This is a genomic window from Rhodospirillaceae bacterium (genome assembly GCA_018660465.1).
Taxonomy (GTDB): Bacteria; Pseudomonadota; Alphaproteobacteria; order Rhodospirillales; family JABJKH01; genus JABJKH01.
The window spans coordinates 1-22280 of record JABJKH010000002.1 but is presented as its reverse complement, the minus strand read 5'-3'; the positions used below and the strand labels follow the sequence as shown (position 1 = coordinate 22280).

19 protein-coding genes and 1 riboswitch are annotated in these 22280 nt (G+C 52.4%); of the genes, 10 read left to right on the top strand and 9 right to left on the bottom strand.

The window, feature by feature from the left end; all coding sequences use genetic code 11:
- Positions 1–31: 31 nt before the first annotated feature.
- A complete protein-coding gene (locus tag HOM51_00275; protein ID MBT5032926.1) occupies positions 32–751 on the bottom strand; it encodes a hypothetical protein in 720 nt (239 codons plus the stop codon).
- 15 nt (positions 752–766) lie between these two features.
- Complete coding sequence (locus HOM51_00270; protein ID MBT5032925.1) at positions 767–964, bottom strand: CbtB-domain containing protein; 198 nt, start codon at positions 962–964, stop codon at positions 767–769.
- 86 nt (positions 965–1050) lie between these two features.
- Positions 1051–1258, bottom strand: a riboswitch (cobalamin riboswitch).
- Between the two features lie 125 nt (positions 1259–1383).
- On the opposite strand from HOM51_00270, the gene bluB reads away from it, so the two are divergent.
- Positions 1384–2025 carry a 5,6-dimethylbenzimidazole synthase gene (gene bluB / locus HOM51_00265; protein ID MBT5032924.1) on the top strand — a complete coding sequence of 214 codons (642 nt, stop codon included), beginning with the start codon at positions 1384–1386 and terminating at the stop codon, positions 2023–2025.
- Positions 2026–2033: 8 nt separating this feature from the next.
- On the opposite strand, the gene HOM51_00260 is transcribed toward bluB, so the two are convergent.
- Positions 2034–2384: a rhodanese-like domain-containing protein gene (locus tag HOM51_00260; protein ID MBT5032923.1), complete on the bottom strand. Its 351-nt coding sequence runs from the start codon at positions 2382–2384 to the stop codon at positions 2034–2036.
- 322 nt (positions 2385–2706) lie between these two features.
- Here HOM51_00260 and HOM51_00255 point away from each other — a divergent pair, with 322 nt between their 5' ends.
- Genes HOM51_00255 through HOM51_00235 form a run of 5 tightly spaced genes read left to right on the top strand, consistent with a single transcriptional unit; the run spans position 2707 to position 8297 of the window.
- Complete coding sequence (locus HOM51_00255) at positions 2707–3591, top strand: xanthine dehydrogenase family protein subunit M (GenBank protein ID MBT5032922.1); 885 nt, start codon at positions 2707–2709, stop codon at positions 3589–3591.
- The gene (locus tag HOM51_00250; protein ID MBT5032921.1) at positions 3588–4076 is read left to right on the top strand and encodes a (2Fe-2S)-binding protein; all 489 of its coding nucleotides are present in this window, start codon (positions 3588–3590) and stop codon (positions 4074–4076) included. Before HOM51_00255 ends, HOM51_00250 begins: the two co-directional genes overlap by 4 nt.
- Positions 4073–6460, top strand: coding sequence for a xanthine dehydrogenase family protein molybdopterin-binding subunit (locus tag HOM51_00245; protein ID MBT5032920.1), 2388 nt, complete (start codon positions 4073–4075; stop codon positions 6458–6460). Before HOM51_00250 ends, HOM51_00245 begins: the two co-directional genes overlap by 4 nt.
- Positions 6457–7437 carry an amidohydrolase gene (locus HOM51_00240; GenBank protein ID MBT5032919.1) on the top strand — a complete coding sequence of 327 codons (981 nt, stop codon included), beginning with the start codon at positions 6457–6459 and terminating at the stop codon, positions 7435–7437. Before HOM51_00245 ends, HOM51_00240 begins: the two co-directional genes overlap by 4 nt.
- Before the next feature lie 8 nt (positions 7438–7445).
- Positions 7446–8297 carry a taurine dioxygenase gene (locus HOM51_00235; protein MBT5032918.1) on the top strand — a complete coding sequence of 284 codons (852 nt, stop codon included), beginning with the start codon at positions 7446–7448 and terminating at the stop codon, positions 8295–8297.
- Here HOM51_00235 and HOM51_00230 read toward each other — a convergent pair whose 3' ends face one another.
- A complete protein-coding gene (locus tag HOM51_00230; GenBank protein ID MBT5032917.1) occupies positions 8298–10547 on the bottom strand; it encodes a DUF3604 domain-containing protein in 2250 nt (749 codons plus the stop codon).
- Between the two features lie 101 nt (positions 10548–10648).
- Between HOM51_00230 and HOM51_00225 the strand changes: the two genes are divergently transcribed.
- The 4 genes from HOM51_00225 (at position 10649) to HOM51_00210 (ending at position 15599) form a co-directional block, all read left to right on the top strand.
- On the top strand, positions 10649–12286 hold the full coding sequence (locus HOM51_00225; GenBank protein ID MBT5032916.1) for a UbiD family decarboxylase: 1638 nt from the start codon (positions 10649–10651) through the stop codon (positions 12284–12286).
- Between the two features lie 139 nt (positions 12287–12425).
- Positions 12426–13412: a tripartite tricarboxylate transporter substrate binding protein gene (locus tag HOM51_00220; GenBank protein ID MBT5032915.1), complete on the top strand. Its 987-nt coding sequence runs from the start codon at positions 12426–12428 to the stop codon at positions 13410–13412.
- Between the two features lie 91 nt (positions 13413–13503).
- On the top strand, positions 13504–14040 hold the full coding sequence (locus HOM51_00215; GenBank protein MBT5032914.1) for a tripartite tricarboxylate transporter TctB family protein: 537 nt from the start codon (positions 13504–13506) through the stop codon (positions 14038–14040).
- Positions 14041–14072: 32 nt separating this feature from the next.
- Positions 14073–15599, top strand: a complete 1527-nt coding sequence (locus HOM51_00210; protein MBT5032913.1) for a hypothetical protein — start codon at positions 14073–14075, stop codon at positions 15597–15599.
- Positions 15600–15605: 6 nt separating this feature from the next.
- Here HOM51_00210 and HOM51_00205 read toward each other — a convergent pair whose 3' ends face one another.
- From HOM51_00205 to HOM51_00185, 5 genes are all read right to left on the bottom strand, one after another.
- The gene (locus HOM51_00205) at positions 15606–16007 is read right to left on the bottom strand and encodes a hypothetical protein (protein ID MBT5032912.1); all 402 of its coding nucleotides are present in this window, start codon (positions 16005–16007) and stop codon (positions 15606–15608) included.
- Positions 16008–16198: 191 nt separating this feature from the next.
- Positions 16199–18574, bottom strand: a complete 2376-nt coding sequence (locus HOM51_00200; protein ID MBT5032911.1) for a hypothetical protein — start codon at positions 18572–18574, stop codon at positions 16199–16201.
- 239 nt (positions 18575–18813) lie between these two features.
- Positions 18814–20307: a Tricarboxylate transporter family protein gene (locus HOM51_00195; GenBank protein ID MBT5032910.1), complete on the bottom strand. Its 1494-nt coding sequence runs from the start codon at positions 20305–20307 to the stop codon at positions 18814–18816.
- A gap of 31 nt (positions 20308–20338) precedes the next feature.
- On the bottom strand, positions 20339–20851 hold the full coding sequence (locus HOM51_00190) for a hypothetical protein (protein ID MBT5032909.1): 513 nt from the start codon (positions 20849–20851) through the stop codon (positions 20339–20341).
- A 147-nt stretch (positions 20852–20998) separates the two neighbouring features.
- A complete protein-coding gene (locus HOM51_00185; GenBank protein ID MBT5032908.1) occupies positions 20999–21940 on the bottom strand; it encodes a tripartite tricarboxylate transporter substrate binding protein in 942 nt (313 codons plus the stop codon).
- Positions 21941–22280 lie beyond the last annotated feature (340 nt).

The window sequence follows — 22280 nt, the reverse complement described above, 5'->3', positions numbered from 1 at the left end:
AAGGCCGGTCGTCTAGGTAAATTGGTTGGGCTTAGTCCCGATTGAAGCGCTGATAGAAATGTCCAGTTAGGCCACCGAGGACAAGCCAGAATAACAATGTAATAATTAGTGTCGTCGCCGCATATTGCGAGCCCAATTCGACAGGAATTATCCCGGCCTCGAGTTTCACATGCGGAGCCCCGACAATATGGGGGATGGTAAGAAGGATTGCCCCGCCAATTCTAAAAGCCCAGCTTTGCGTCAAAAACATCATCCCCAGACCAACCGATGACGCCACAACAGTCGCCCCCCACCAGACATGTCGTTCGGCCAATGCGGCGACCTGCATACCCGGCATTTCAGGTGCCAGCCCTAAAGCCGGGAACGCGGTGACGGCGCAAAACCCGCCTAACCCCCAAAGAATACCTTTTTGCCAATCCACCTCACGTTTGCTGATGGCAATGACGGCGGTCAGCATCAGGCCGAAACCAACACCCATGATGAGGTCTGCGAGGAGGGTGTAGAGGGTGCGCTCCATCCCATTCTCAGGGGCCCATTCGTCGGCTTCGTGATTGTGGGCAGAGACAGGCGTCGCTTTTGCATTTTCTTTTTTGTCACCGTGGGCGTGGTCCGGGGTCGAGGCTGACTTTGAACTTTCATAAACCTCTGCCGCCTGAATAAGCGGGACAACCTTGACCATGTGCGCGCCGAAGACAAATACGCCCGCGAGTGCACCGGCGACAATCGCTGTCGCCAGGATGCGGTTAAGCATTTTTACAGGGTTATTTTAGTGACAGGGGACGGTAAACGCGTGCCGCCCATCGTGCGCTGCATTATGCAACGTTGATGAATTGGCCAGCGCCGCACCGAATACAAGGAATAATCCAATCGAAAATGCCAAAACGGCTGACATTACGACAGATGACTCTTCCGCGACGGCTTCCGTCTGGGAGACTTCAAGGGCTTCAGTTTTAATCTTTGTCATGTTCTAAATCTCCGAAAGCAGTAAAATTTTTTATCCAACCACCGCAAACGGTTTGCCCGCCCCACCGAATTGACCTCGTCCGGAGGTTCGCGATGTTAAGTGACGGCAGGTTTCCTGGCTTGCAGGTCGTTGCCGGTTGCCCCTCCTTCCCAGAACAAAAAGTCCCAGTGGAATTTTTGGGCGCCGGCTCGCCGCTTACAGTTGCGAGGGCAGCTTCGGATTTGGCCAAATATCTGTTAGCCGCACCGTATTCCCTTTACCCCAAACCGGGGCACCGTCACGGCAAACCGTACCGCGCTGGTTTTAGAAAAACAAGCGTGTTCGTTCGATTTGGCTCTAGAATGAAATTACCCGGGACAGAATTCGGCTATTGTGTTACGGGAGGCTCTCTTCAACCGGCGAAGTGGGATTTGGAATTCATGGCTGACGGCCCAACATTCGACGAACACTTCCGCGACCACCTGTTGGAATTGTTCCAATGGCGGCGAGATGTTCGGCGGTTTGCAGACGTTCCGGTTTCGGAAAATTTACTGAAGGGACTGATTGCCCAAGCAGCACTGGCACCGAGTGTCGGTAATTCTCAGCCGTGGCGATTTGTGAAGGTTGGGGACCCGGACCGGCGCAATCGAATTATCGAAGACTTTCAACATTGCAACAAGGAAGCCTTGGACGACTATCAAGGCGAACAGGCACGGATCTATGCATCACTTAAACTATCAGGATTGCGTGATGCGCCCGTCCACTTGGCGGTATTTGCAGATACAGAAACCAGCGTCGGCCACGGGTTGGGTCAACGCACCATGCCTGAAACCCTCAAATTTTCAGTGGTTGGCGCCATCAATCACTTGTGGTTGGCGGCGCGCGCTCATGGGGTGGGAGTGGGATGGGTCTCGATCCTGAACCCTGATAATGTTGGGAAAATTCTGGATGTGCCCGAGGGCTGGAGCCTGATCGCGTATCTTTGTGTTGGCTATCCAGAGGAAGAACACCTGGACCCGGAACTGGTGCGGGCCGACTGGCAACAGCGGCTCGACGTAAGTGATTTAATTTTAGAACGCTGATCGTAAAATCAGATCGAGTAATCAACATCCTCGTAGCGCGCACCTTCGAGGTCAAATCCGGCTTCGCGCCAAGCATCAACGCCGCCGATCAAATTAATCGTGTTCATAATGCCTTCTTTCGCCACCTGTTTTTGGGCGGCAGCGGACCGTTTACCAACTTGGCAGATGAATACCACCTTTTTGCCATCTGTTAGGGGAAATAAGGTTTCGTCCAGGAAAGAAAGCGGCAACAGCAGGGCACCCGGAATATGTTCGTACTCATATTCAGGGGTTTCACGGACGTCAACTAATATGACGTCATTGTCTAAGTACCAAGCGTTTACCGTTTTGGCATCAGCTTGGATGAATTCATCTGTCATGCGTCCTCCGGTACCGTCTGATTGGGAAAATAATTCCCCCAATCTAAACAGGGAGCATTTCGACGATAATATTGAGAGATTGTCCGGCAACAAGCAAGAACGCGCTATTTTAAGACTTTGTGATTTTAAATTAAATTCGTATTTAACATTGGACACCTAAGAATCAAATAATTAATTGATGGCGGCGGCGATCATGAGACCTACTATCTCAAGCCGTCTTGAAAACACCCTGAATTGACGCCAAGATGTCGGCTAATCACATGTTGCGCTTCCCGCTTGAAGCCTCAGGCCGCGCAACAAAGACAATCGAGACTAACCTACCATGAAACCAGCGCCATTCGAGTACACGCTTGCCGAGACCGTAGAAGAGGCCATAGCCCTTCTTGATGACGGTGACGGCGACGCAATGATAATTGCCGGGGGGCAGACGTTAATGCCGATGATGGCCTTGCGCATGGCTCGGCCTGAGAGGGTTGTCGATATTAATGGAATTGAGGAACTCGCTGGCATCAGTGAGGACGCGGACGAAGTCATTATCAAGGCCTGCACGCGCCAGACAGCTGCGTTGGAATCGAAACTAGTTGCGAATCGATTGCCTTTACTCGCCAAAGCAATAGCCTTCGTTGGGCACCAGCAAACACGTAATCGCGGCACCGTCGGTGGTAGCCTGTCTCTCGGCGACCCAGCATCTGAAATTCCGCTGGCGGCACTGACCATGAATGCGTATGTGACGCTCAGAAGCGTTGAGGGGAGTCGCACGGTTCCGATGGGTGAATTTTTTCTAGGACCCATGATGACAGCCTGTGAAAGCAATGAACTTATGGTGAGTGTCCATTTCCCGTGTCGGGTAGACGACCAACGCGTTGGCACGAGCTTTCACGAAGTCAACGAGCGGCACGGGGACTTCGCGATTGTCGCTGCGGCTGCGCAAATCCACCTAAATGATAAGGATGTCTGCACTGGGGCCGCGGTTGCCATTGGCGGGGCGCATGATCGACCCGTCAGAATCCCGGGTTTGGAAGCCAAATTAGTTGGGAATAAGATTGACGCGGAGGTTATTCAGTCTGCATTGCAGGAAATTTCAAAGACCATCGATCCCTTTGACGATCAACACGCCGGTGCGGATTATCGGCGACACACAGCGGAGATCTTGGCGGAGAGAGCCATAAATGATGCGGTGGCGGATGCAAATGGAGACGCGCAATGAGTAAGCACGACATTGTCGTCACCGTGAACGGGAAAAAGGTCGCGGGGTCAGTAGAACCTCGCATGTCCTTGCTGGATTTCTTGCGCAGCGAAATCGGCCTGACGGGAACACACATGGGGTGTGAACACGGAGTTTGTGGTGCGTGTTCGGTGCTGGTTGACGACGTACCACTCCGGTCATGCCTCATGCTGGCGGTGCAGGCTCATAACCATGCCATCACTACAGTCGAAGGCCTGTGTAATGAGGATGGCTCGACCGGCGAACTACAAGATGCCTTTCGTGATGCTCATGGCATGCAGTGCGGATATTGCACGCCGGGGATGTTGATCTCCGCTCACGCGCTTCTCGAATCGAACAAAGACCCGTCGGTTGATGATATCAAGGAAGCCATTGGCGGGAATCTCTGTCGCTGTACCGGGTATGTGCAGATCATCGAGGCCATTCAGTTGGCGGCCAGCCGCAAGATGGAAGCGGGGCCGTCATGAAAAGCAACCTGCACTATATTTCGCAGAAACGACGCGTGAAGGAAGATAAACGATTTGTTTCCGGAACCGGAAATTATGTTCAGGACGTTGTGCTGCCGAATATGAAACACGCCGCAGTTCTGCAAAGCCCGTACCCGAACGCTCGGATCTTGTCGATTGATAAGGTGGAAGCCGAAGCATTGCCGGGCGTTCACATTGTTCTGACGGGCGAAGAACTGGCCGAAGACATCAATCCAATTCGTCTTGGTCTCAAACTGCCAGAGGTAAAGTGGTATCCCCTGGCCGTCGGCACAGCGCGTTATGTGGGTGAATGGGTGGCCATCGTTGTTGCGGACAACCCCTACATCGCCGAAGACGCGCTTGAACTGATCGACGTCGACTACGAGCCGTTGGACCCAATTATGGACCCAGAAGAGGCGTTCGAGGAAAAGACACGATTGGTGCATCCCGGCCATGGCTCCAACGTTCTTTACCATGGACATTTCACTTGGGGTGAAGTTGACGACGATTTTGCGGCGGCTGATGACACTCTATCGTTTCGGGCGCGTTGGGGACGTAGCTCAACCGTGCCCATCGAAACGTTCGGTGCGCTGGCGCAATGGGATGAGGGGACAGAAATTCTCGACCTTTGGGCCTCTATCCAAATGCCAAATTTTGTCGAGTTGCTTTCAAGCACACTTCGTTATCCGTTGAATAATGTTCGCCTGCATCAAGACGTCGACGTTGGTGGCAGTTATGGCGTGAAGCGGGGCATTAAACATTCAGTTTTGGTTGGCTACCTGTGTCGCAAGTTACGAGTTCCCGTTCGCTTGATCGAAGATCGTCTGGTCAACATGTCGAGCGGTGACGCCCATGGGCCGGATCGGATTTTTGACACAGACGTAGCCTTCAACAAAGACGGCGTGATCAAGTCCCTAAAGATCAGAGCGCTTGATGATGCGGGTGCCTATCCTGGGCGCGGCCCCCATCAATTGGCCAAACCGATCAGCGCAATCGTGGGGCCCTATAAAATTAACAGCGTTGATTATGAAGCCATTTCCGTGACCACGAATAAGACGGGTCAGGTGCCGGTTCGGGGCTTCGGCCAAGCGCCCACCAATTTCATGATCGAAACAGCGGTTGATAAAGTCGCCCGCCATCTCGGCATGGACCGCGTGGAAATTCGCCGCCGTAATCTGATCAATCACGATGAATTTCCCTATCAGATTCCAAGCGGTACAAAATACGACAGCGGTGATTATCATGCGGTCTTGGATAAGGTCATCGACAAAGCCAAGTATGATGAACTGGTGAAGCGCCGCGACACGGCGCGCGAAAATGGGAAGTGGGCAGGGATCGGTGTGACGACCTGCTTGGAGCCCAGCGGCGGCAACAACATCTTCGAATACTTGATGGAGCCTGGGGCTGAGATCACGACTTATATGGAAGGCTGCGAAGTTCGCGTTGATCCGCACGGCAAGATCACAGGTATCATGGGAACGACGACGTCGGGCCAAGGGCACGAGACTCTTTTTTCCACTATTTTGGGAGAGGAACTGGAATTCGATCCTGATGACATTCGTATTGTACATGCGGATTCCCTGAATGGTCCGCCGACCCGTAGCCCAGTCGCCAGTCGAATGGCGATCATGCTCGGCAGTTCGGCGGCAGGTGCTGCACAGAAAATTAAGGACCGAGCGATGAAGATCGCTGCGTTCAACTTAAACCGTCCGGTCGAAGATTTAGAATATTCGGAAGGCAACGTATTTGTCCGCGGGGACCCAGGCCAAAAACTAACGTGGCAGGAAATTTGTTTTATCGCGCATCGGTCTTACCACAAGTTGCCCGACGGAATGGAGCCGGGGTTTCACGCTGAATACGTTTTCCAAGTTCCGGGCGGGGGGAAGCTTCCAGATGAGAGGAACCGCGTGCAGATATATCCCTGCTTTTCTTTTCAAGCTCACATTCCTTACGTCGAAATTGATCCCGGTACCTGCAAAGTTGAAATTTTAAATTATGTGGTTGGCCACGATTGCGGCACGGTGATTAATCCTGACATCGTCCGCGGCATGATGATCGGAGGGCTCGCACATGGAATTGGTGCCGCTTTGTTTGAAAAGTTTTCCTATGCGCCGGATGGGCAGTTTCTGACTTCCACTTTTGCGGATTATCTGATGCCGTCGGTCTATGAAATGCCGCCGGTTCAGGACGTCGAACATTGCACGCCCTCACCACTGACATCCCATGGTCAAAAGGGATCTGGCGAAGGTGGCTACTTAGGCGCGCCTGCGGCAATCTCAAGTGCCATCAACGATGCGCTTGAGCCTTTGGGGAAATCCATTCACGAACTGCCCATGCGCATTAACAAAATTCATGAACTCATTACGACGGAGTCCGACACGTGATTATCGATACCCACGCCCATTACACACCACAGTCCATGCTGGCTGCGCTCAAGACACAGATTGACCGATTTCCTTCCATAGATTTGTTGCAGGAAGACGGCAAGTTTCAACTGGCATTTTGTGGTGGCAGCCCAACCCGACCCTTGTCCCCAAAGCTTCGCGATACCGACATGCGGCTGGAATGGATGGATGATCAATCGATTGATGCTCAGGTCGTCGGCGGTTGGCTCGATAGCTTTGGGTATGAACTACCAGCGGAAGAAGGCGAGTCCTGGTGCCGGTTCATGAATGAATTCCAGATGACGGGCACAGACAACATCAATCGTTTATATCCTCTTGCCACAGTTCCGATGCAAGATGGCAAGCGTGCCGCTAAAGTTTTGGAAGAAGCGATGGCGGGTGGGTTTAAAGGCGTCATGATCGGCACTCAACCGAACGGCATCTCAGGCAATCTGGATGATCCTGATCTCGATCCATTTTGGGAAGCGGCGTCTGGCTTGGGTGCCACGGTTTATCTGCATCCCATGTTTGGCTGTGGTGATCCGCGCCTAAATGATTTTGCGCTGATGAACGCCGTTGGGCGCGGGACTGACACGACGACGGCTGTTTCTAGGCTATTATTTTCCGGACATTTCCTGAAGTATTCGGGAATGAAATTTGTTCTATCGCACGGCGGTGGGGCCATTCCTTATATGATGGGACGGCTGGCAAAAAATTATGAAATCCATCCGGGGCAATATAGTGACCCCGTGGCAAGTTTTCGGAAGCTTTACTTCGACAGTGTTCTCTTTGCACCAGACGCGCTCAATTTTTTATGTTCATCATGTGGGCACGATAAAGTCATTCTGGGATCAGATTACCCGTTCCCGATTGGCGACATGACTCCCTTAAAAGTGATTGATGAAGCAGGCTTCACTGACCCACAAAGAAATATGATTGTTGGCGAAACCGCAGCAAAATTATTCGGTATTTCTTAGGACGTACAATGACATTTCAGACAATCGAAGTCAGGCCTCTCGCCGGGGCATTGGGGGCGGAAGTCGGAAATATTGATTTGTCTGCTCCCCTGAGCAATCAGATGCGCGACGAAATTCATCAGGCGTTTCTGGATAATCTGGTCATTGTCTTTCGCGATCAGAAATTGACGCCGGAAAAGCAGGTTGAGATTGCGGGCCTTTTTGGGAAACCGGCAATTTACCCATTTCTTCAAGGTCTCGACGGCGCACCGGAAGTCCACGAATTGTTGAAGACGGCGGAGGACGAAGTTAACTTCGGCGGCAACTGGCATTCCGATACGGCCTACCGCGAGTGCCCGGATATGGGAACACTGCTTTATGCGCATGAGGTGCCGGACGTCGGTGGCGATACACTTTTTACCAATATGTATCTGGCTTACGATGCGTTATCCGACGGCATGAAGGAAATGCTAAAAGGCCTTACCGCGATCTACAGTTCGGAAAAGGGCTACGACGGTAAGCGAGCTGAGAAAATGAAAAGCCTTGATGGGCTAAAGGATGCCGTTCAGGCAGAGATAGAGACATTTGAATCTGAACACCCTGTTGTGCGTACCCATCCTGAAACCGGGCAAAAGGCGCTCTATGTCAGCAAGTCTCATACCCTGCGATTCAAGGATATGACGGTCGAAGAAAGCACGCCCTTAATCGATTATCTAAGTACCTTCGCCGTGCTTCCTGAGTTTACATGCCGCGTAGATTGGCAGCCCCAAACACTGGTTATATGGGACAACCGTTGTACCAAACATTTGGCTGTCGATGACTATGCAGGCCAGCGCCGCCGCATGCATCGCGTGACAGTCGAAGGTGTCAAACCACTCTAACTATTTTTTAAACAGGTAGATCGGACTGCTCCAACCTTGGTGGCCGTCTTCTTGGGTGACGCGGCAATACAGGCGGGTATCACCGTCTTCGCGTAGTTTCACCTTTCGCTGAAGTTTCATATCATACGTGGTGTTTTCATCCGGCAGTCGGAAGACACGAAGCGCCTTAAACAGACCGCCGCAATCATAGGTAATATCTTCTAGACCGATGTCCGCGAGCGGGATTTCTGCATCGACAATATTACTGTTAATTTTAAGCGTGCCCGCAGCACCGTCCTCAAGCCAAATGTCGACGGCAGAGTATCCACCCGTGGTGACGCATTGCCATTGAACGATGTTATCAGATGTTTGACCGGCTTGTTTTTCGGCATTCCAGAAATTATATCCTTTGACGCGCTTAACTTTTGCGGTGTCGAAAGTCGCGGTGCAATCCCAATTTACGTTGCGTCCGCGTCCGCGGTAGTTGGCACCTTCGCAAACAATACGAATGCGGTTCCCTAAGGATGCTTCATCATAGGCGCGAATGGTCTCGAAGGTATCGTGGCCATCTCTGAGGTCGATCCGCTCAAGCGGGGCAGAGCCAACCACATCAATGGTGTAAGTAACCTCGTCCTCATTGGTTTGAACAATGTCACCCATGATTGCCGATGTCGTGGGCTCGCTTTCAACGTCGCCAAGTTCGGGATTACGCAGGAAGACTGTAGCCTCACTGTCAAACTCCGCGCCCGCGCTCAGATACATTCGCGCACCCGTCGTCGCGTAGTGATGGCGCCGCCGAAATCCTTCGAATAATCCATCCCGATCAAAGGTCTCTAATAGGTGGCAGGTGAGACCGCCGTAGGATCCGAAGGACGCGTCGCCTGGGTAGCTCGCCCCGGGTCGCCCTTTGTGGCCATCGCTGGAGGCAACAATGCCGACACGGTAATTGGCATCGAAGGCGTCATGAACGATCCATTCGAACGACCCCCAGGCAGAATGAATTTCTACCGATGGTTCGATCTTGGCATTGTGCGCGTACTTAACATCCGCATACCGCCCGCCGATGTGGGCGGTAACTAGGGCGTCTTCGTCCTTCAGCTTCACAAATAGATCATTGGCACTATGGGCATCATTTTCGGGGTGTGTCGTATCGTAGACAAGCGCGCGGCAGGACCGATAGATGGGGCGTCCTTCGTCCCGGTACCAAACGTTATGATCCCCGCCGAGGCTGGTGTTTCCCGACCATTCATATCCAGGCAGGGTTACGAACGTTCCCGGATCATTAAATTCTTTGGTAAGTGAGTTTATCTCCGCCCAAAATTCATCTGAGATTTGAAAATCATTGGCTTGATGGGCGCAGATATCCAAGAACGCTTTGTCACGGCCAAATTCAAAATATTCACGACAAGAGTTGGTGCCGATGGATTCTTCGGACTGACCATGCAGATCGGACCAGTAATGGCTGACGGAGGTGTTTGCTTTCGACCGCAACGGGTTGGATCGAGTGAGGAGAGAGCCGTCTTGGCTGAGAATATTCACATAAACGTCTGTTTCTTCCTCGACCACAAGATCATCGATGATGACCGTGAATTCGCCTTTGGAAATTGCAATGGTTTCAGGCAGGCCTTTCAAAGGCCCAACGGCTTCTAATTTTACTGTTTCAGTTCCCTGATCGCTTGGGTTACCCCAAACGTCTTCAGATTTGAGGCAAAGCCGAAAAGGCTCACCTGCTCTGCGAAGGGTGGGTAAAATTGCTTTCCAACTCACGGCCGGCCCAGAGACGACATTGATCGTCGCCTGATTTTCTGGAAGCAGTGGAATAAAATCATAACACGCAAACGGGTCGGCAATGATTTGGAATTCAAAGGTCGGCTCGACCATGGTCTGGAGACGAATGCCGGGGGAGCCTTGGCTCGGATCACCGATGCAAATTGTCAACGTGTCGCCTTCGGTCAAATAGCGATTGCAGCGAATTAAGAGTGAGTAGTTCCAGGGACGGGTGTTTCGCCGGTGCTCAAAAGCAAGCTCTATCGGAATGCCTGTCGAAGCTTCAACGGTGGTGTAACCTGGTGCCTTGGGATCATCGAACTGCAGCTTGGTTTGATCCGCATGGCCGCGGAAACACATTTTTATGTTACCGCGATCATCAATGCCGAACTTGCCGCAGGTATAGGTCACTGTGAAGGAATGCCAAGTGCCCGCCTCAAAACTGCCTGAAGGTTCAACACTGGCGGACCCCATGAGGTCTTGGCGGTAAGTATGATGCGGCATTTAAGACTCTTTCAATTTTGATGGAATCGAACTTGCTCTACTTTGCTATCCCGGCTTACGGTGTGCTCTAGTCTGCAAGGAATGACGAAGAAGGCAAGAGAATGAGTAACACGACGAATTATAAAGATTTGCATGCGCATATTGATGAGTTGGAGCGTAAGAACCTTTTAATCCGGGTCGAGAGAGAAATCGATAAGGATACGGAAATGCATCCCCTGGTGCGCTGGCAGTTCGTCGGCGGCATGAAGGAAGAGGACCGTAAAGCTTTTTTGTTTACCAATATTCTTGATGGCAAAGGGCGCAAATACGACATTCCGGTCATCGTCGGCGGAATTGCCGCAAACCGTGCAATCTATGCGACCGGCATGGACTGCGACCTAGAAGATATCCCCAAAAAATGGTCCGATGCGATTGCTAATCCGATCCCACCTAAGGTGGTTGATGAAGGCGCCTGCCATGACATCGTTGAAACCGGGGATGTTCTGTCCGAAGAAGGCCACGGCGTTGATGTCCTGCCGATCCCAATTTCGACGCCGGGATTTGATGCAGCCCCGACGCTAAGCGCGACCAATGTCATTACCAAGGACCCTGAGTCCGGGGTGCAGAACATGGGGACATACCGCGCCGCCTTAAAAGCGCCGGATCGCATGGTGGTGCGTATGGCGACCCGAGTTGGCGGCGCCGGCGGGTATCAGCATTATCTTAAACATCAAAAGAATGGCGACACGGAAATGCCGATTGCCGTCGTCCTTGGCTGCCCGCCCTATGTCGCTTTCATGGGGCCGCAAAAGCTCCCCATTGACCTAGATGAATTCAACGTTGCGGGCGGGCTGGCAGGCGCGCCAATCAATATTGTTAAGGCGAAGACTGTGGATTTGATGGTGCCTGCCGAGGCAGAGATCGTTATCGAAGGATATATCGACGTCACCCATGTCGAGCCCGAAGGTCCTTTCGGTGAATCCCATGGCCATATCGCGCTGGAAGAATATAACATGCCAATGCGCGTCACGGCCGTCACCCGCCGTCGTGATGCTGTGGTGCCGTCCTATATTAGCCAAGTCGCTCCCAGCGAATCGAGCGTGATCAAACGGGTTGCTTATGAGCCCTTGTTCCTACATCACCTGCGCGACACCATGAGCATCAAGGGCGTCAAGAAGGTATCGTTGCATGAACCCCTAACGGGTCTTCTGCGGGTCACAGTCGTGACCATGGAAAACGGTGTGGCCCCTACGGAGATTTGGCGTGCCCTCAACGGCGCGGCTTTCTTCAAGGGTGATTGCGGCAAGATCTGTATCGCCGTGAATGACGATATTGATGTTGAAAGTCCTGACTCGATCTTATGGGCGATGGCCTATCGTTCGAACCCCATCAAGGATATGCAGCTTGTGCCGCATCGTGGGCAGGGGCATGGCCCCAAGCGGGAGCACGCGGGTGAGGAAGATTCGACCTTGCTAATAGATGCGACGATGAAATCACCCATGCCGCCGCTGGCTCTGCCGGGACGCGAATACATGGAACGGGCGAAGGTAATCTGGGAAGAAATGCAGTTGCCGCACCTGACCCCACAATCCCCTTGGCACGGGTATTCATTGGGCGCTTGGCACACAGTATGGGACGAGGCCGCCACTCGCGCCGCCGCTGGGGACTATATTGAGAACGGTAACATTAGCCTTAGCCAACAAAGGCCGGGGGTAAAACCTGAATCCCGATTTAACCCTGATACGGGTGAACCGGAATGATGGATTTTGATCGAATATAAATTACAAACGTAGACAGACGTTTTCGAGAGAGCTACCTTGATATCCTGAATGTCGGCTTTAGCGTCGTTATGGCGACAAATTAAGAATTCCAAATTAAACCTGTCTGGGAGGACAAAAAATGAAATTTATGAATTTACTCAAATCTAGCGGTATCCTATCGCTGGGCGTTGTAATGGCGATAGGTGCTGCAGGCACCGCATCGGCAGACTATCCGACAAAACCGATCAAGCTCTATGTTGGGTTTTCCGCTGGTGGCGGTACCGATACCACCGCGCGTGGTTTTGCGAGTTATGTGCATGAGATCGCCGGCATGAATGGAATGCCCATGGTTGTGGTTAATCGACCTGGTGGTTCGGGAATGCAAGCGGCGAAGATTGCTGCGAAGTCGAAGCCTGATGGCTACACCCTGCACATCATCAATTCGGGCACCTTCGCGGCTGCGGATATGGCGAGTAAGAACGCACCGGTTAATCCCCGTAAAGATTTCACCAGCATCGGGTGCATGACTCAGTTGGTCACGGCAATGTTGCTGCAAAAATCAAACCCTGCAAAGACGGCGGCGGATTGGGTGAAGATGGCCAAGGCGAGTGGTAAGACAATTCGCTGGTCGACATCCGGTGCGGCAACCATGCATGCATCAATTGGACATTTGTTCCTTGATACCGTTGGCATCAAACACCAAGTTATTCCGTTCAAGGGCGGTTCAAAGTCGCGTAATGCACTGGTTGCAGGCAAAGTTGATGTTGGTTTCATTGGCGTGCATCTGGTTAAAGGCTTTGAAAAAGAAATTCATGCAGTCGGGGTGCCTATCTCTAAGCGTGACCCAGCTAATAAGAAGGTACCAACTTTCGGTGAGCAGAACTTGCCAGCGTTGGATGTTGCAGGACCGATGTGTCTCTGGGGACCCAAGGGCTTGCCTGCTGATGTCACGAGTAAGCTTGAAGCCGCTGTCAAAGGCGTCGCTGCTATCAAAGGCTTCAAAAAGTACATGAAAAAATCGGGCCTTGCTGCCTTCCACGTAACGGCCGCGAACAGCGTTAAGAAGCTTGATGCGCTCTATGCCACACTTGGACCGGTCATCAAGAAAATCAAAGGCTATCAATAAAAGAACCACGTTTTAATTTCTGAGCAGCAGGTGGGCACGAGTTTCGTGTCCACCTGCGTCGCTTTCGCATGTGACAAGGGTAAAGAGTAATATGTCGACTCTGAGTTACCGAACTAAGATTGAATTAGGCGTAACGGCGGTTGTTGTCGTGGTCGGCCTGTTTTTTGCAATCCTTGCCTGGGATATTAATCCGAAGTCTCATGAAATTGGTCCCCGGGCCGTTCCGATGTTCATCGCCGTAACGATGATCTTGTTGGGCGCGCTAATTTCCTTTGTCGCACTGAGATTCAATTCGATTGAAAACGGCAATGGGTCAGACGACGATGTGTACGTAGAAGATGACTACGGGTTTGCCGATTCAAACATCACCCGCGTATTCTCCGTGATTGGCTGCGGGATTGTTTATATTATTTTGTTCATTGGGTTTGGCTATTTTGTGGCAACGCTGGGATCTCTTTTCCTCATTATGTTCGCCTTCGGGAACCGCAATCCGCGTACACTTATATTGGTTCCGGCGATTGGTACTGTGGTCTACCAGTATGTGTTCATGGGCTTGATGGGGCTGCATGATCCGGCAGGTGAACTTTTAGATGTAACGGCTCTAACCAATTTGATTTCCGGCAATTGATCGCCCAAATAATTCGATAAGGACTTTCCATAATGTTAGACCTACTTGGCGGTTTCGTTCACTTGTTTTCCGATCTTGAGGCAGTGTTTTTTGTTTTTCTTGCCGGATTGGTCGGAATTGTCGCGGGGGCCTTGCCGGGACTGACAGCTGCCGCAGCGATCGCGATGCTGCTGCCGCTCTCTTTTCATTTGGATGCTTTGCCGGCACTCGCGTTTCTCTACGTCATTGGAAAATCTGGTCGGTACGGCGGATCTATTGCCGCGATCTTGTTTAATACGCCCGGCACCGCTGCATCAGCAGCGACCATGCAGGACGGCTATCCGATGACCGTTCGTGGCGAGGCAGGGAAGGCGCTTAAGACCGCGACAATTGCGTCCATAATTGGTGATTACATCGGTGAGTTTATTCTTATCTTTGGCGCGGTCCTCATTGCCAGCTACACCAAAACATTTGGCCCAACCGAATACTTCGCGATCTATGTCATGGCCTTTATCGTTATTGGGTCTGTCGTAGGGAAATCTGTCATCAAGGGGATTCTCTCGACTCTTTTAGGTGGCTTTGTCGCCCTCGTCGGGCTTGATACCATTACCAATGCACCGCGCATGACTATGGGATTTAATGAGTTAGACGAAGGAATGGCGTTGGTTCCGTTGTTGATTGGAGTCTTTGTTATCTCAGAGGTCATCATCCAGGCTGAAAAGTCTGCAAAAGATAAATTGGATGGTCTCGGTGAAATAGATATAGGAAACCCGGACGCCAATCATTTGACTTGGGCAGAGTTCAAGCGATGTTTCCCGATCATGATCCGGTCCTCATTTATCGGCTCCTTTATCGGCATGATGCCGGGGCTGGGTTCATCGGTTGCCTGCTTTGTGGCCTATGGCGAGGAGAAACGCCGCTCCAAGAACCCTGAGGAATGGGGCACTGGCATCGTCGAAGGAATTGCAGCACCCGAATCCTCCAATAACGCGGTGTCTGGTCCCTCGATGATCCCGCTGTTAACGCTCGGCATACCGGGCAGTACAGTGGCAGCCATCCTGATTGGCGTCTTTCTTATTCATGGCATTCAAGTTGGGCCGTCGATCTTTGACACGCCTCACAGCCGTCAGTTGATTTATGCGCTCTTTGCGGCAGGGCTACTCGGCATCGCCGTCTATGGTGTCATGGGCTATTGGGGCGGGCCGTTTATTGGCCGCATGATTTCCTATCTACCGCCGCGTATGCTCTATCCGTTTATTTTTCTCACATCTATTGCCGCCTCTTATTCGAGTCGTGCGAGTATCTTGGATGTTGGAATTGCGCTCATATTTGGCATCGTTGGCTATGGCATGCGGCGCACAGAGTTTAGTGCGGCTGCGTTCGTCATCGCCTTCGTGCTCGCCAACAATATGGAAGAATCCTTCCGCCAAGCCCTCTTGTTATCTGATGACGGAATCCTGATTTTTGTGAAGGAGCCTGTCGCGTTGGCATTCCTGGTGGTTGGCTTTGGCGTGATGATTTTCCGCTCTGTCTCGGTCATGCGGCATAAGCGAAAGTATCCTGACGCGACTCCGACGTAACCTTGCTTAGGGTGCGAACGAGGATCGTAATTGCGCTGCCCAAATTCCGTCAAGTTTGGTGATTACCCAAATCGAGCCAAATTGACTGAGCACGGAGTCGTTCTCTCGATAGCGTGTGAAGCGCACGTTCAAATGAACTTTTTCCGGTTCCGCCGTAATAACATCAAGCGAGTCCCAAACGGTGTGGTGCCATTCGTCACCGGCGCGGGCAAGAAAATCAGGCCAATAATCGGCAGGTTCTTCCCAGGTCTTTAATTGTCCACCCGAAAGCCGATAGTGCGGAAAATGCAGAGTCGCAGTCAGCGCCGCTTCGTCGCCAGCATTCAAAGCCTTGATATGCGCTGCCATAACAGACTGGGCGGCCTCAATAGCCTCGTCGTTTTCGTTTTGATCAGGTGCAGGATTCAAAGGGATATCCATGCCTTAAGTATAATCTGTTACCCATGTTTATACCCACATGATGAAAATAGTTTTACGTGAGCGAAGACGATGTTTATCTTTGCCTCGCTATTGGAGCAAGGCCTGTCCGATAGATAAACAACAGATTCTAGACACCGGTGACGGTGTGTTTCTTCAAACACTTAGCGTATACGGCTGAACTAAAACGTAATATACATGGCCGACGTCCAGGCCTTGCCATCGTCGCGCTGCCGACCCTGTATCCAGACTGGACGGTGCCCGTGTGGGCCATTGGCCGCATCCACCTCGAAACTGCCGGAAACATCCCGCTGCATCTCAGTGCCAGACATGCGTTCAATGGCAACGAATAGTTCGACGCCACCCAGTTCCTTGCGAACGATACCTTCGTTCAAGAGATCAGCGCCAGAAACTTCCAACTCGAATTCAGGGCTATGGACGAAGGGATTGCCATCCAACGGGTTGCCGACCTTGACGTAACCATGTATCTGGCCCGAGACCTTGATGGTTGCCTGTTCCAGATGGGACATGTCAATTTCTACGGCGTCTGTATCACCATAGGTGTCGGTGCGGAAGCCGATCTCAGTCGGTCCTGCCCGCCAGACAGTTTCTTCCTTATGCTCAAGTCCTAGCCCTTTAAAGCTGTGGATGACTCCGTTCCGGATGTCGATCCTACCCCGCCAATCAGCCCAGCGGTAACGGTCTCGGATACGCGCGCCACCGAACCGGACTCTGATCTTCCCATCCGAATATCCGGCCTCTTCCTGAAGGTTGCGGGTGGCGATGATACCCGTCTGATCGAACAGAGAAATCTCATCCCAGCCGGCATCGCCCAGGAACCGGTATTCGATCTTGGCAGGTCCTTTGTGGTCGAACTCGTCTCCCATTAGGTTATCGCCGCACCAGCTGAAGGCCACAAGCCGCTCTCCCGTGGTGCCCCAGGTCCGCCGTGCGCGAAGCGCCTTGCCGACGGTCTTGCGGTCCAGGCTATCGCAGACCAAGCCGGTGACGCCGCCCTTGGTGCCAAATACGGCCGTTCCCGGCACGCCGCCGCCGCAGCGGCCCCGGTGCTCATCCCCGTTAAGCGAGACGCCCAATTTGTAGCCCCGCGCCGCAACATCCTGGTAAAGCCAGGGGAAGTGCCCCCAGGCTGAGCCGATCTCGACCAAGCGGTCCATGGTCGGATGATACCAATCCATGATGCAGCGCCGCCCACCGACATGCGGCATCATCAAATGGCCTTCCGGGTCGTGGATATAGGTCGCCCACAGTTCCTCAAGTGGCCAGGCACCAGGCATAATAGTATCGGCGTCCATGTCTTCGTTCCACTCGAACGACCGCGCAATGTTGCCCTTGGCGTCGAAGGGGAATTCCGGCTTCTTACCGTGCAGGAAGACCACGTTGTGATCGCCACCGGCGGAAGAATTTCCGCACCATTCGGTGCCCGGATAGGCCACGAACCGACCATCCTCGTTAATGGAATCGATGATCTCCACATCGTCATCCCAATTGTCTTTGGTGATCTGAAAATCGTTGGCCGTATAGCCGAAGTAATCAAGCCGTGCGATATCCCGCCCATAGGAAATGTTATAGGTCGTATCGTTAATGCCGACCGTGTTGTCCGAATGGACGTGCAGGTCGCCAAAAAAGAGGCGCGGCGCGGGGGCGACATCATCAACCGTGAGATAGAAAGTCGCGCCCTTCACCTCGGGCCGCCCAACCATGGAGGCGGTGATTTCGATTTCGCCTTGATCTCCCGTCGGGATGTCATCGATGCCAGCGAAGCACCAGCCATCGGTATTAGCATCCAACGTTCCTTCATAGATGGTCTTGCCGTCGCGGGTAGCCGTGACAGCGAATTGGCAGGCATTATCGTAGCAGGTGTTACCCCAGGCATCTTCAGCGCGAATACCTAGGTTTGCCGCCTCGCCGGAACGGACCATGCGGGTTCCAGCAATGACCAGATGCTCCGCCGCACCCGGATTGATGTCGATGACCACGTCGCCGGGAATATCGCAAAAACGGGATGTGCCCAAGGGGTCGATGTAGAAGCGAAAGCGAAAACCCTTTTCGGTAAAGGTCTGGACCCGCGTCCCCGCGCCGCCGCCACGGCGGTCGCCCAGACGCATAATGATGTGGTCGCCCGGCTTCACGTAACCATCCACTGTATCGACGATAATGGCTTTCTGGAACGGCCGTTCATGGCCTTTTTGGTCGAAACGAACCTTTAATGACTGGACCGTTGCTGGCACCTGACCCTCGGCGCACGGGCCTGCCTGATATTCGGCGGACACATAATTCGCACCTGCCGGATCGGTGGTTTGGAACAGAGCCCAATCGGAATAGAACTTGAATGTCGCCTTGATCCAAGCACCATCGGCAATGCCGGACGCACCCACCTCGTAATCAAGAACGATCTCAGTCCATTCACCACAGGTCAGTTCTGTCGTTGTGCAGTTGACACTACCCAGGAATGACATCTCCTTGGTTTTCTTATAAAGGCCCACGGGTGCAACGTAGTCGTCGCCCAATTTTTCCTTCAGTTCCGCGTCGGTCATATAGGGCTGGAACCAGCCATCACCTGGGGGATTTTCTGCCATGTTCGTATCCTCGCTATTTTTTCTTATTTAATCCGCCGGACCGTGGGCAATAGGTGTGGTGCCTGGTCGAGTCCTTTGGGGACGTTGTTAAAATTAGTCAATTGCCCGATTGTACCAATACGTTGCGGACGCTCCTGTCGCGTAGACGACAAAATAGGCAAGATTGATCAGGTATCGTCACTGTCAGCATTGCGCAGCTATACTTTTGCTTTCACACCGGTCCAGAATGTCCTTCCAATAACGAATAATGTCAGTGCCATTAGCACTATTGCAACAGGGCGACGGAAGAACATGTAGGTGTCGAGCTGTGAAATTATCACCACCTGCTGTAGGGCGCGCTCCCATTCGGGGGCAAGGATAAAACCAATTAGGAAGGCAACATACGAAAAATCGAATTTACGCATGAAGTAGCCGATGACGCCAAATATTAGCATGACCATAACATCGAACATCGATGATTGACCCAGGTAGGATCCCATGATGCAGGTAAAAATGATAACGGGGTAAAGGATCGACGCCGGAATTTCGACGGCCTTGCAAAAGAATCTCAGCCCGAACCGACCGATGATGAAAAGGAAAAAACTGGCGATGACGAGGCTGCCGTACACACCGTACATGAGCTGGGCATTTTCCTGAAACATCAACGGCCCGGGCTGCATCCCGTGAATCATGAACGCACCCATCAGCATGGCAACGGCTAGGTTGCCGGGTATCCCCAAGACAAACAGGGGAATTAGACTGGCTGCGACGACCGCGCTATTAGCGGACTCAGATGCCCCAATTCCCTCAAGTCGGCCCTTGCCAAATTCATCGCGGTGGGGTGAGCGCTTCATCGCTTGGTCATAAGACATAAACGACGCGACCGGCGCGCCAAGACCCGGCATAGCACCGACGCCGATGCCGATGGAGGTCCCCCGTAGGAGTGTTTTGTAATTGCCAATGAACTCCTTCCACGAAAGGAAGCGGTCTTCTTTCTTACTCGAGAACACATTCGGTGCGTGCTCACTGACGCCTTTGAGAACGATTCTTTCAAGCTGGATCAATATCTCTGAAAATGCGAGCAGGCCGATTGCCACGGGAATTAACTTCACACCGGCACCTAGCTGATAGATGTCGAAGGTTAGCCTGGGTAATGCTGTGACGGGCTCGGTACCGATCATGCCAATAGCCAAGCCTAAACTTGCGGCCATCAGGCCTCGGCAAATCGAACTGGTACCGATACCTGCGATCACTGTTAACGCCAGAGAGATCAGCGCAAATATCTCTGCCGGCCCCATGAACAGCGCCACCGCGGCGAGAGGGGCGGCGATGACGATTAGAACACCTGTCGAAATGAAATCGCCGGCAACAGAACTGTATAGCGCCATCCTGAGCGCTTTTTCGCCCTTGCCCTGCTGGGTCAGCGGATAGCCGTCCCACGCCGTTGCCGCCGCCTCGGGCGTTCCCGGTGTTCGCAATAGCACTGCCGAAACCGCGCCGCCAAAAAAAGCCCCTTTGTTCAGGCCAATTAGAAATCCGATCGCGGTCAGAGCTGACATGTAATAAGTGACCGGTATAAAAAGCGCGATGGCCATTGGACCATTGATGCCGGGGATCGCGCCGATCAAAACGCCGATGGCGACGCCGAGAAATACGAACATCAGACTGGTTGGCGAAATGGAATCCAGCAATCCCGCGACGATCATTTCCATTGTTGTAAATCTCGGTTGTTCATTTATTCGTTTAAAAAAGCGGAGGTCCCGGAATTGGAACGCCGAAGCCGTAACGCATGGTCACATACAAAACCGCGACGGCGGTAAAAGAGACGATGACCGGCTGTACGAATGTTCTTGTGCCGATCACATACTGAATGGCGAGCATAAACAACAATGCGGCGGGTACGTACCCGATGTATTCAATGCCGATGACAAGCAAGGCACAGGGAACCATGAAGCCGAGAAGATGGCCTAGCTTGACCCTGCCGACCTGCGTGAACCCTGTTGTTTGCGCGTCTTCAGGAAATTCACTCTCTCCGGGCGGTAATGGTTTGTCCTTAAACTTGGCAACGGCGTTGCGCACCAAGACAAGAAACGACATCACCAAAATAACGGATATGGAAACATTGGGCACCAGGGCGGGTGACGCGCCGTAGCCCGGATAGGGGGGCGTGTAGGTGGGAATTCCCCAAGACAGCATCAGGATGCAAAACGCCGATATCAGAAGGTATGCAACCGTGTCTCTTTGTAATCGTGTCAAACCATCTTCCCCCGGAATCGACCGTCTATCGACCGCCCAGTGCCGCCCGGCACTCATTGAGCGTTGTCGACATCGATATTTTATTAATTCGCCACAAACGAAGTGACCCGGTCAAATCAACCGGATCACTTCAATTTGTTGCAAATTTTACTTTTTCGCCTGTTCGCCGAAGGTCTTGTAAAGATCCTTTACCGTCTGGTCAGCGTGACCTTCACCCCACTTCACCGGGCGCATCAAAAGGTTCTTGGTGATAAAGGTTTTGGTTTCGGGGTCTTTCGCCAGCTTGTCGGCAGCTGCCAGCAGTTTTGCCTTGGCATTCTTATCGATGCCCTTCGGCGCAACCAGAGCGACGATCATCTCGACCTGCTCGTCATAGCCCTGTTCTTTCAAGGTCGGTACGTCAGGGATCGGCGGAAGCCTGTTGCCCAACGCGGCTGCGATAAGTTTGATCTTACCGGCTTCCACGAACTTGTAGAGAATGGCACCAACATAGCCTATTTTTACATGGCCACCGGTCACTGCCTTGATCACGGACGGTCCGCCCTTACTCGGAACCAGCGCAAGTTTCACGCCTTCCTTTTTGGCCATGCGCATAAGCGCGTCACGGTCATCGGCACCGTGGAACATGGCAGGCATCGTCGAATTGTTGTTCTTTCTGGCCCAGGCGAAGGCTTCTTTCAAGGTTTTCCAAGGCGCGTCGGCCTTGGCGATGAAGCCGCTGGAGTTCAGTGCCACCAGGGTCAGATAATCGAAATCGCTCATCTTGTATGTCAGCTTAGCGTGGTGAAGCGCATAGGTGTAGGCGGTCAACGACGTGACGCCGATGGAGTATCCGTCCGCCTTGGACCTGCTCAATGAGGTTGCCATCACGGTACCATGAGATCCGGTGATGTTTTTGACGTTGATCGGTTGCCCGAGAATTTTGCTAAAGCGCTGTGACAAACCGCGGGTAAGGCGATCAATCTGCGCGCCAGGCTGCGTCATGGTCATAAACGTAATAGGACGGCTTGGATAATCGGCGGCAACGGTGGGCCCTGCGAGCATACCCGTCAGCATCAGACCAAGCCCAATCGAAAGTATTTTTCTCATCTTGGTTCCTCCATGTCATCAAATTTAATTGTCATTGTTCGTTATTGTCCGGCCTCTAAAAACGGAGCCGAATTATCAGCACAGTATCATCTGGAATCGAACGCCCATGTCGGCCAGACGACAATATCAGCTAATTCGATTAACGTGCGTAACCAGATAATACCAAGTTTCAACGAAAATTTATAGCCTACGGTTTTGTCGCTGATGGTAATCTCGCTGGCAACGACTCTCTCAAATATGTAATGATATTAACCGGTGCTGCAGAGAGGTTTTGTTCATTGGCCGAGAATACGGGCGTCATTACGAATTCGATTGCCGGATTTGAAATCGATAACAGAAG

Excerpts from the sequence above, each read along its gene's own strand:
- HOM51_00275 (MBT5032926.1), bottom strand. The coding sequence starts at position 751 with ATGCTTAACCGCATCCTGGCGACAGCGATTGTCGCCGGTGCACTCGCG.
- HOM51_00270 (MBT5032925.1), bottom strand. The coding sequence starts at position 964 with ATGACAAAGATTAAAACTGAAGCCCTTGAAGTCTCCCAGACGGAAGCC.
- bluB (MBT5032924.1), top strand. The coding sequence starts at position 1,384 with ATGGCTGACGGCCCAACATTCGACGAACACTTCCGCGACCACCTGTTG.
- HOM51_00260 (MBT5032923.1), bottom strand. The coding sequence starts at position 2,384 with ATGACAGATGAATTCATCCAAGCTGATGCCAAAACGGTAAACGCTTGG.
- HOM51_00255 (MBT5032922.1), top strand. The coding sequence starts at position 2,707 with ATGAAACCAGCGCCATTCGAGTACACGCTTGCCGAGACCGTAGAAGAG.
- HOM51_00250 (MBT5032921.1), top strand. The coding sequence starts at position 3,588 with ATGAGTAAGCACGACATTGTCGTCACCGTGAACGGGAAAAAGGTCGCG.
- HOM51_00245 (MBT5032920.1), top strand. The coding sequence starts at position 4,073 with ATGAAAAGCAACCTGCACTATATTTCGCAGAAACGACGCGTGAAGGAA.
- HOM51_00235 (MBT5032918.1), top strand. The coding sequence starts at position 7,446 with ATGACATTTCAGACAATCGAAGTCAGGCCTCTCGCCGGGGCATTGGGG.
- HOM51_00230 (MBT5032917.1), bottom strand. The coding sequence starts at position 10,547 with ATGCCGCATCATACTTACCGCCAAGACCTCATGGGGTCCGCCAGTGTT.
- HOM51_00225 (MBT5032916.1), top strand. The coding sequence starts at position 10,649 with ATGAGTAACACGACGAATTATAAAGATTTGCATGCGCATATTGATGAG.
- HOM51_00220 (MBT5032915.1), top strand. The coding sequence starts at position 12,426 with ATGAAATTTATGAATTTACTCAAATCTAGCGGTATCCTATCGCTGGGC.
- HOM51_00215 (MBT5032914.1), top strand. The coding sequence starts at position 13,504 with ATGTCGACTCTGAGTTACCGAACTAAGATTGAATTAGGCGTAACGGCG.
- HOM51_00210 (MBT5032913.1), top strand. The coding sequence starts at position 14,073 with ATGTTAGACCTACTTGGCGGTTTCGTTCACTTGTTTTCCGATCTTGAG.
- HOM51_00200 (MBT5032911.1), bottom strand. The coding sequence starts at position 18,574 with ATGACCGACGCGGAACTGAAGGAAAAATTGGGCGACGACTACGTTGCA.
- HOM51_00195 (MBT5032910.1), bottom strand. The coding sequence starts at position 20,307 with ATGGAAATGATCGTCGCGGGATTGCTGGATTCCATTTCGCCAACCAGT.
- HOM51_00185 (MBT5032908.1), bottom strand. The coding sequence starts at position 21,940 with ATGAGAAAAATACTTTCGATTGGGCTTGGTCTGATGCTGACGGGTATG.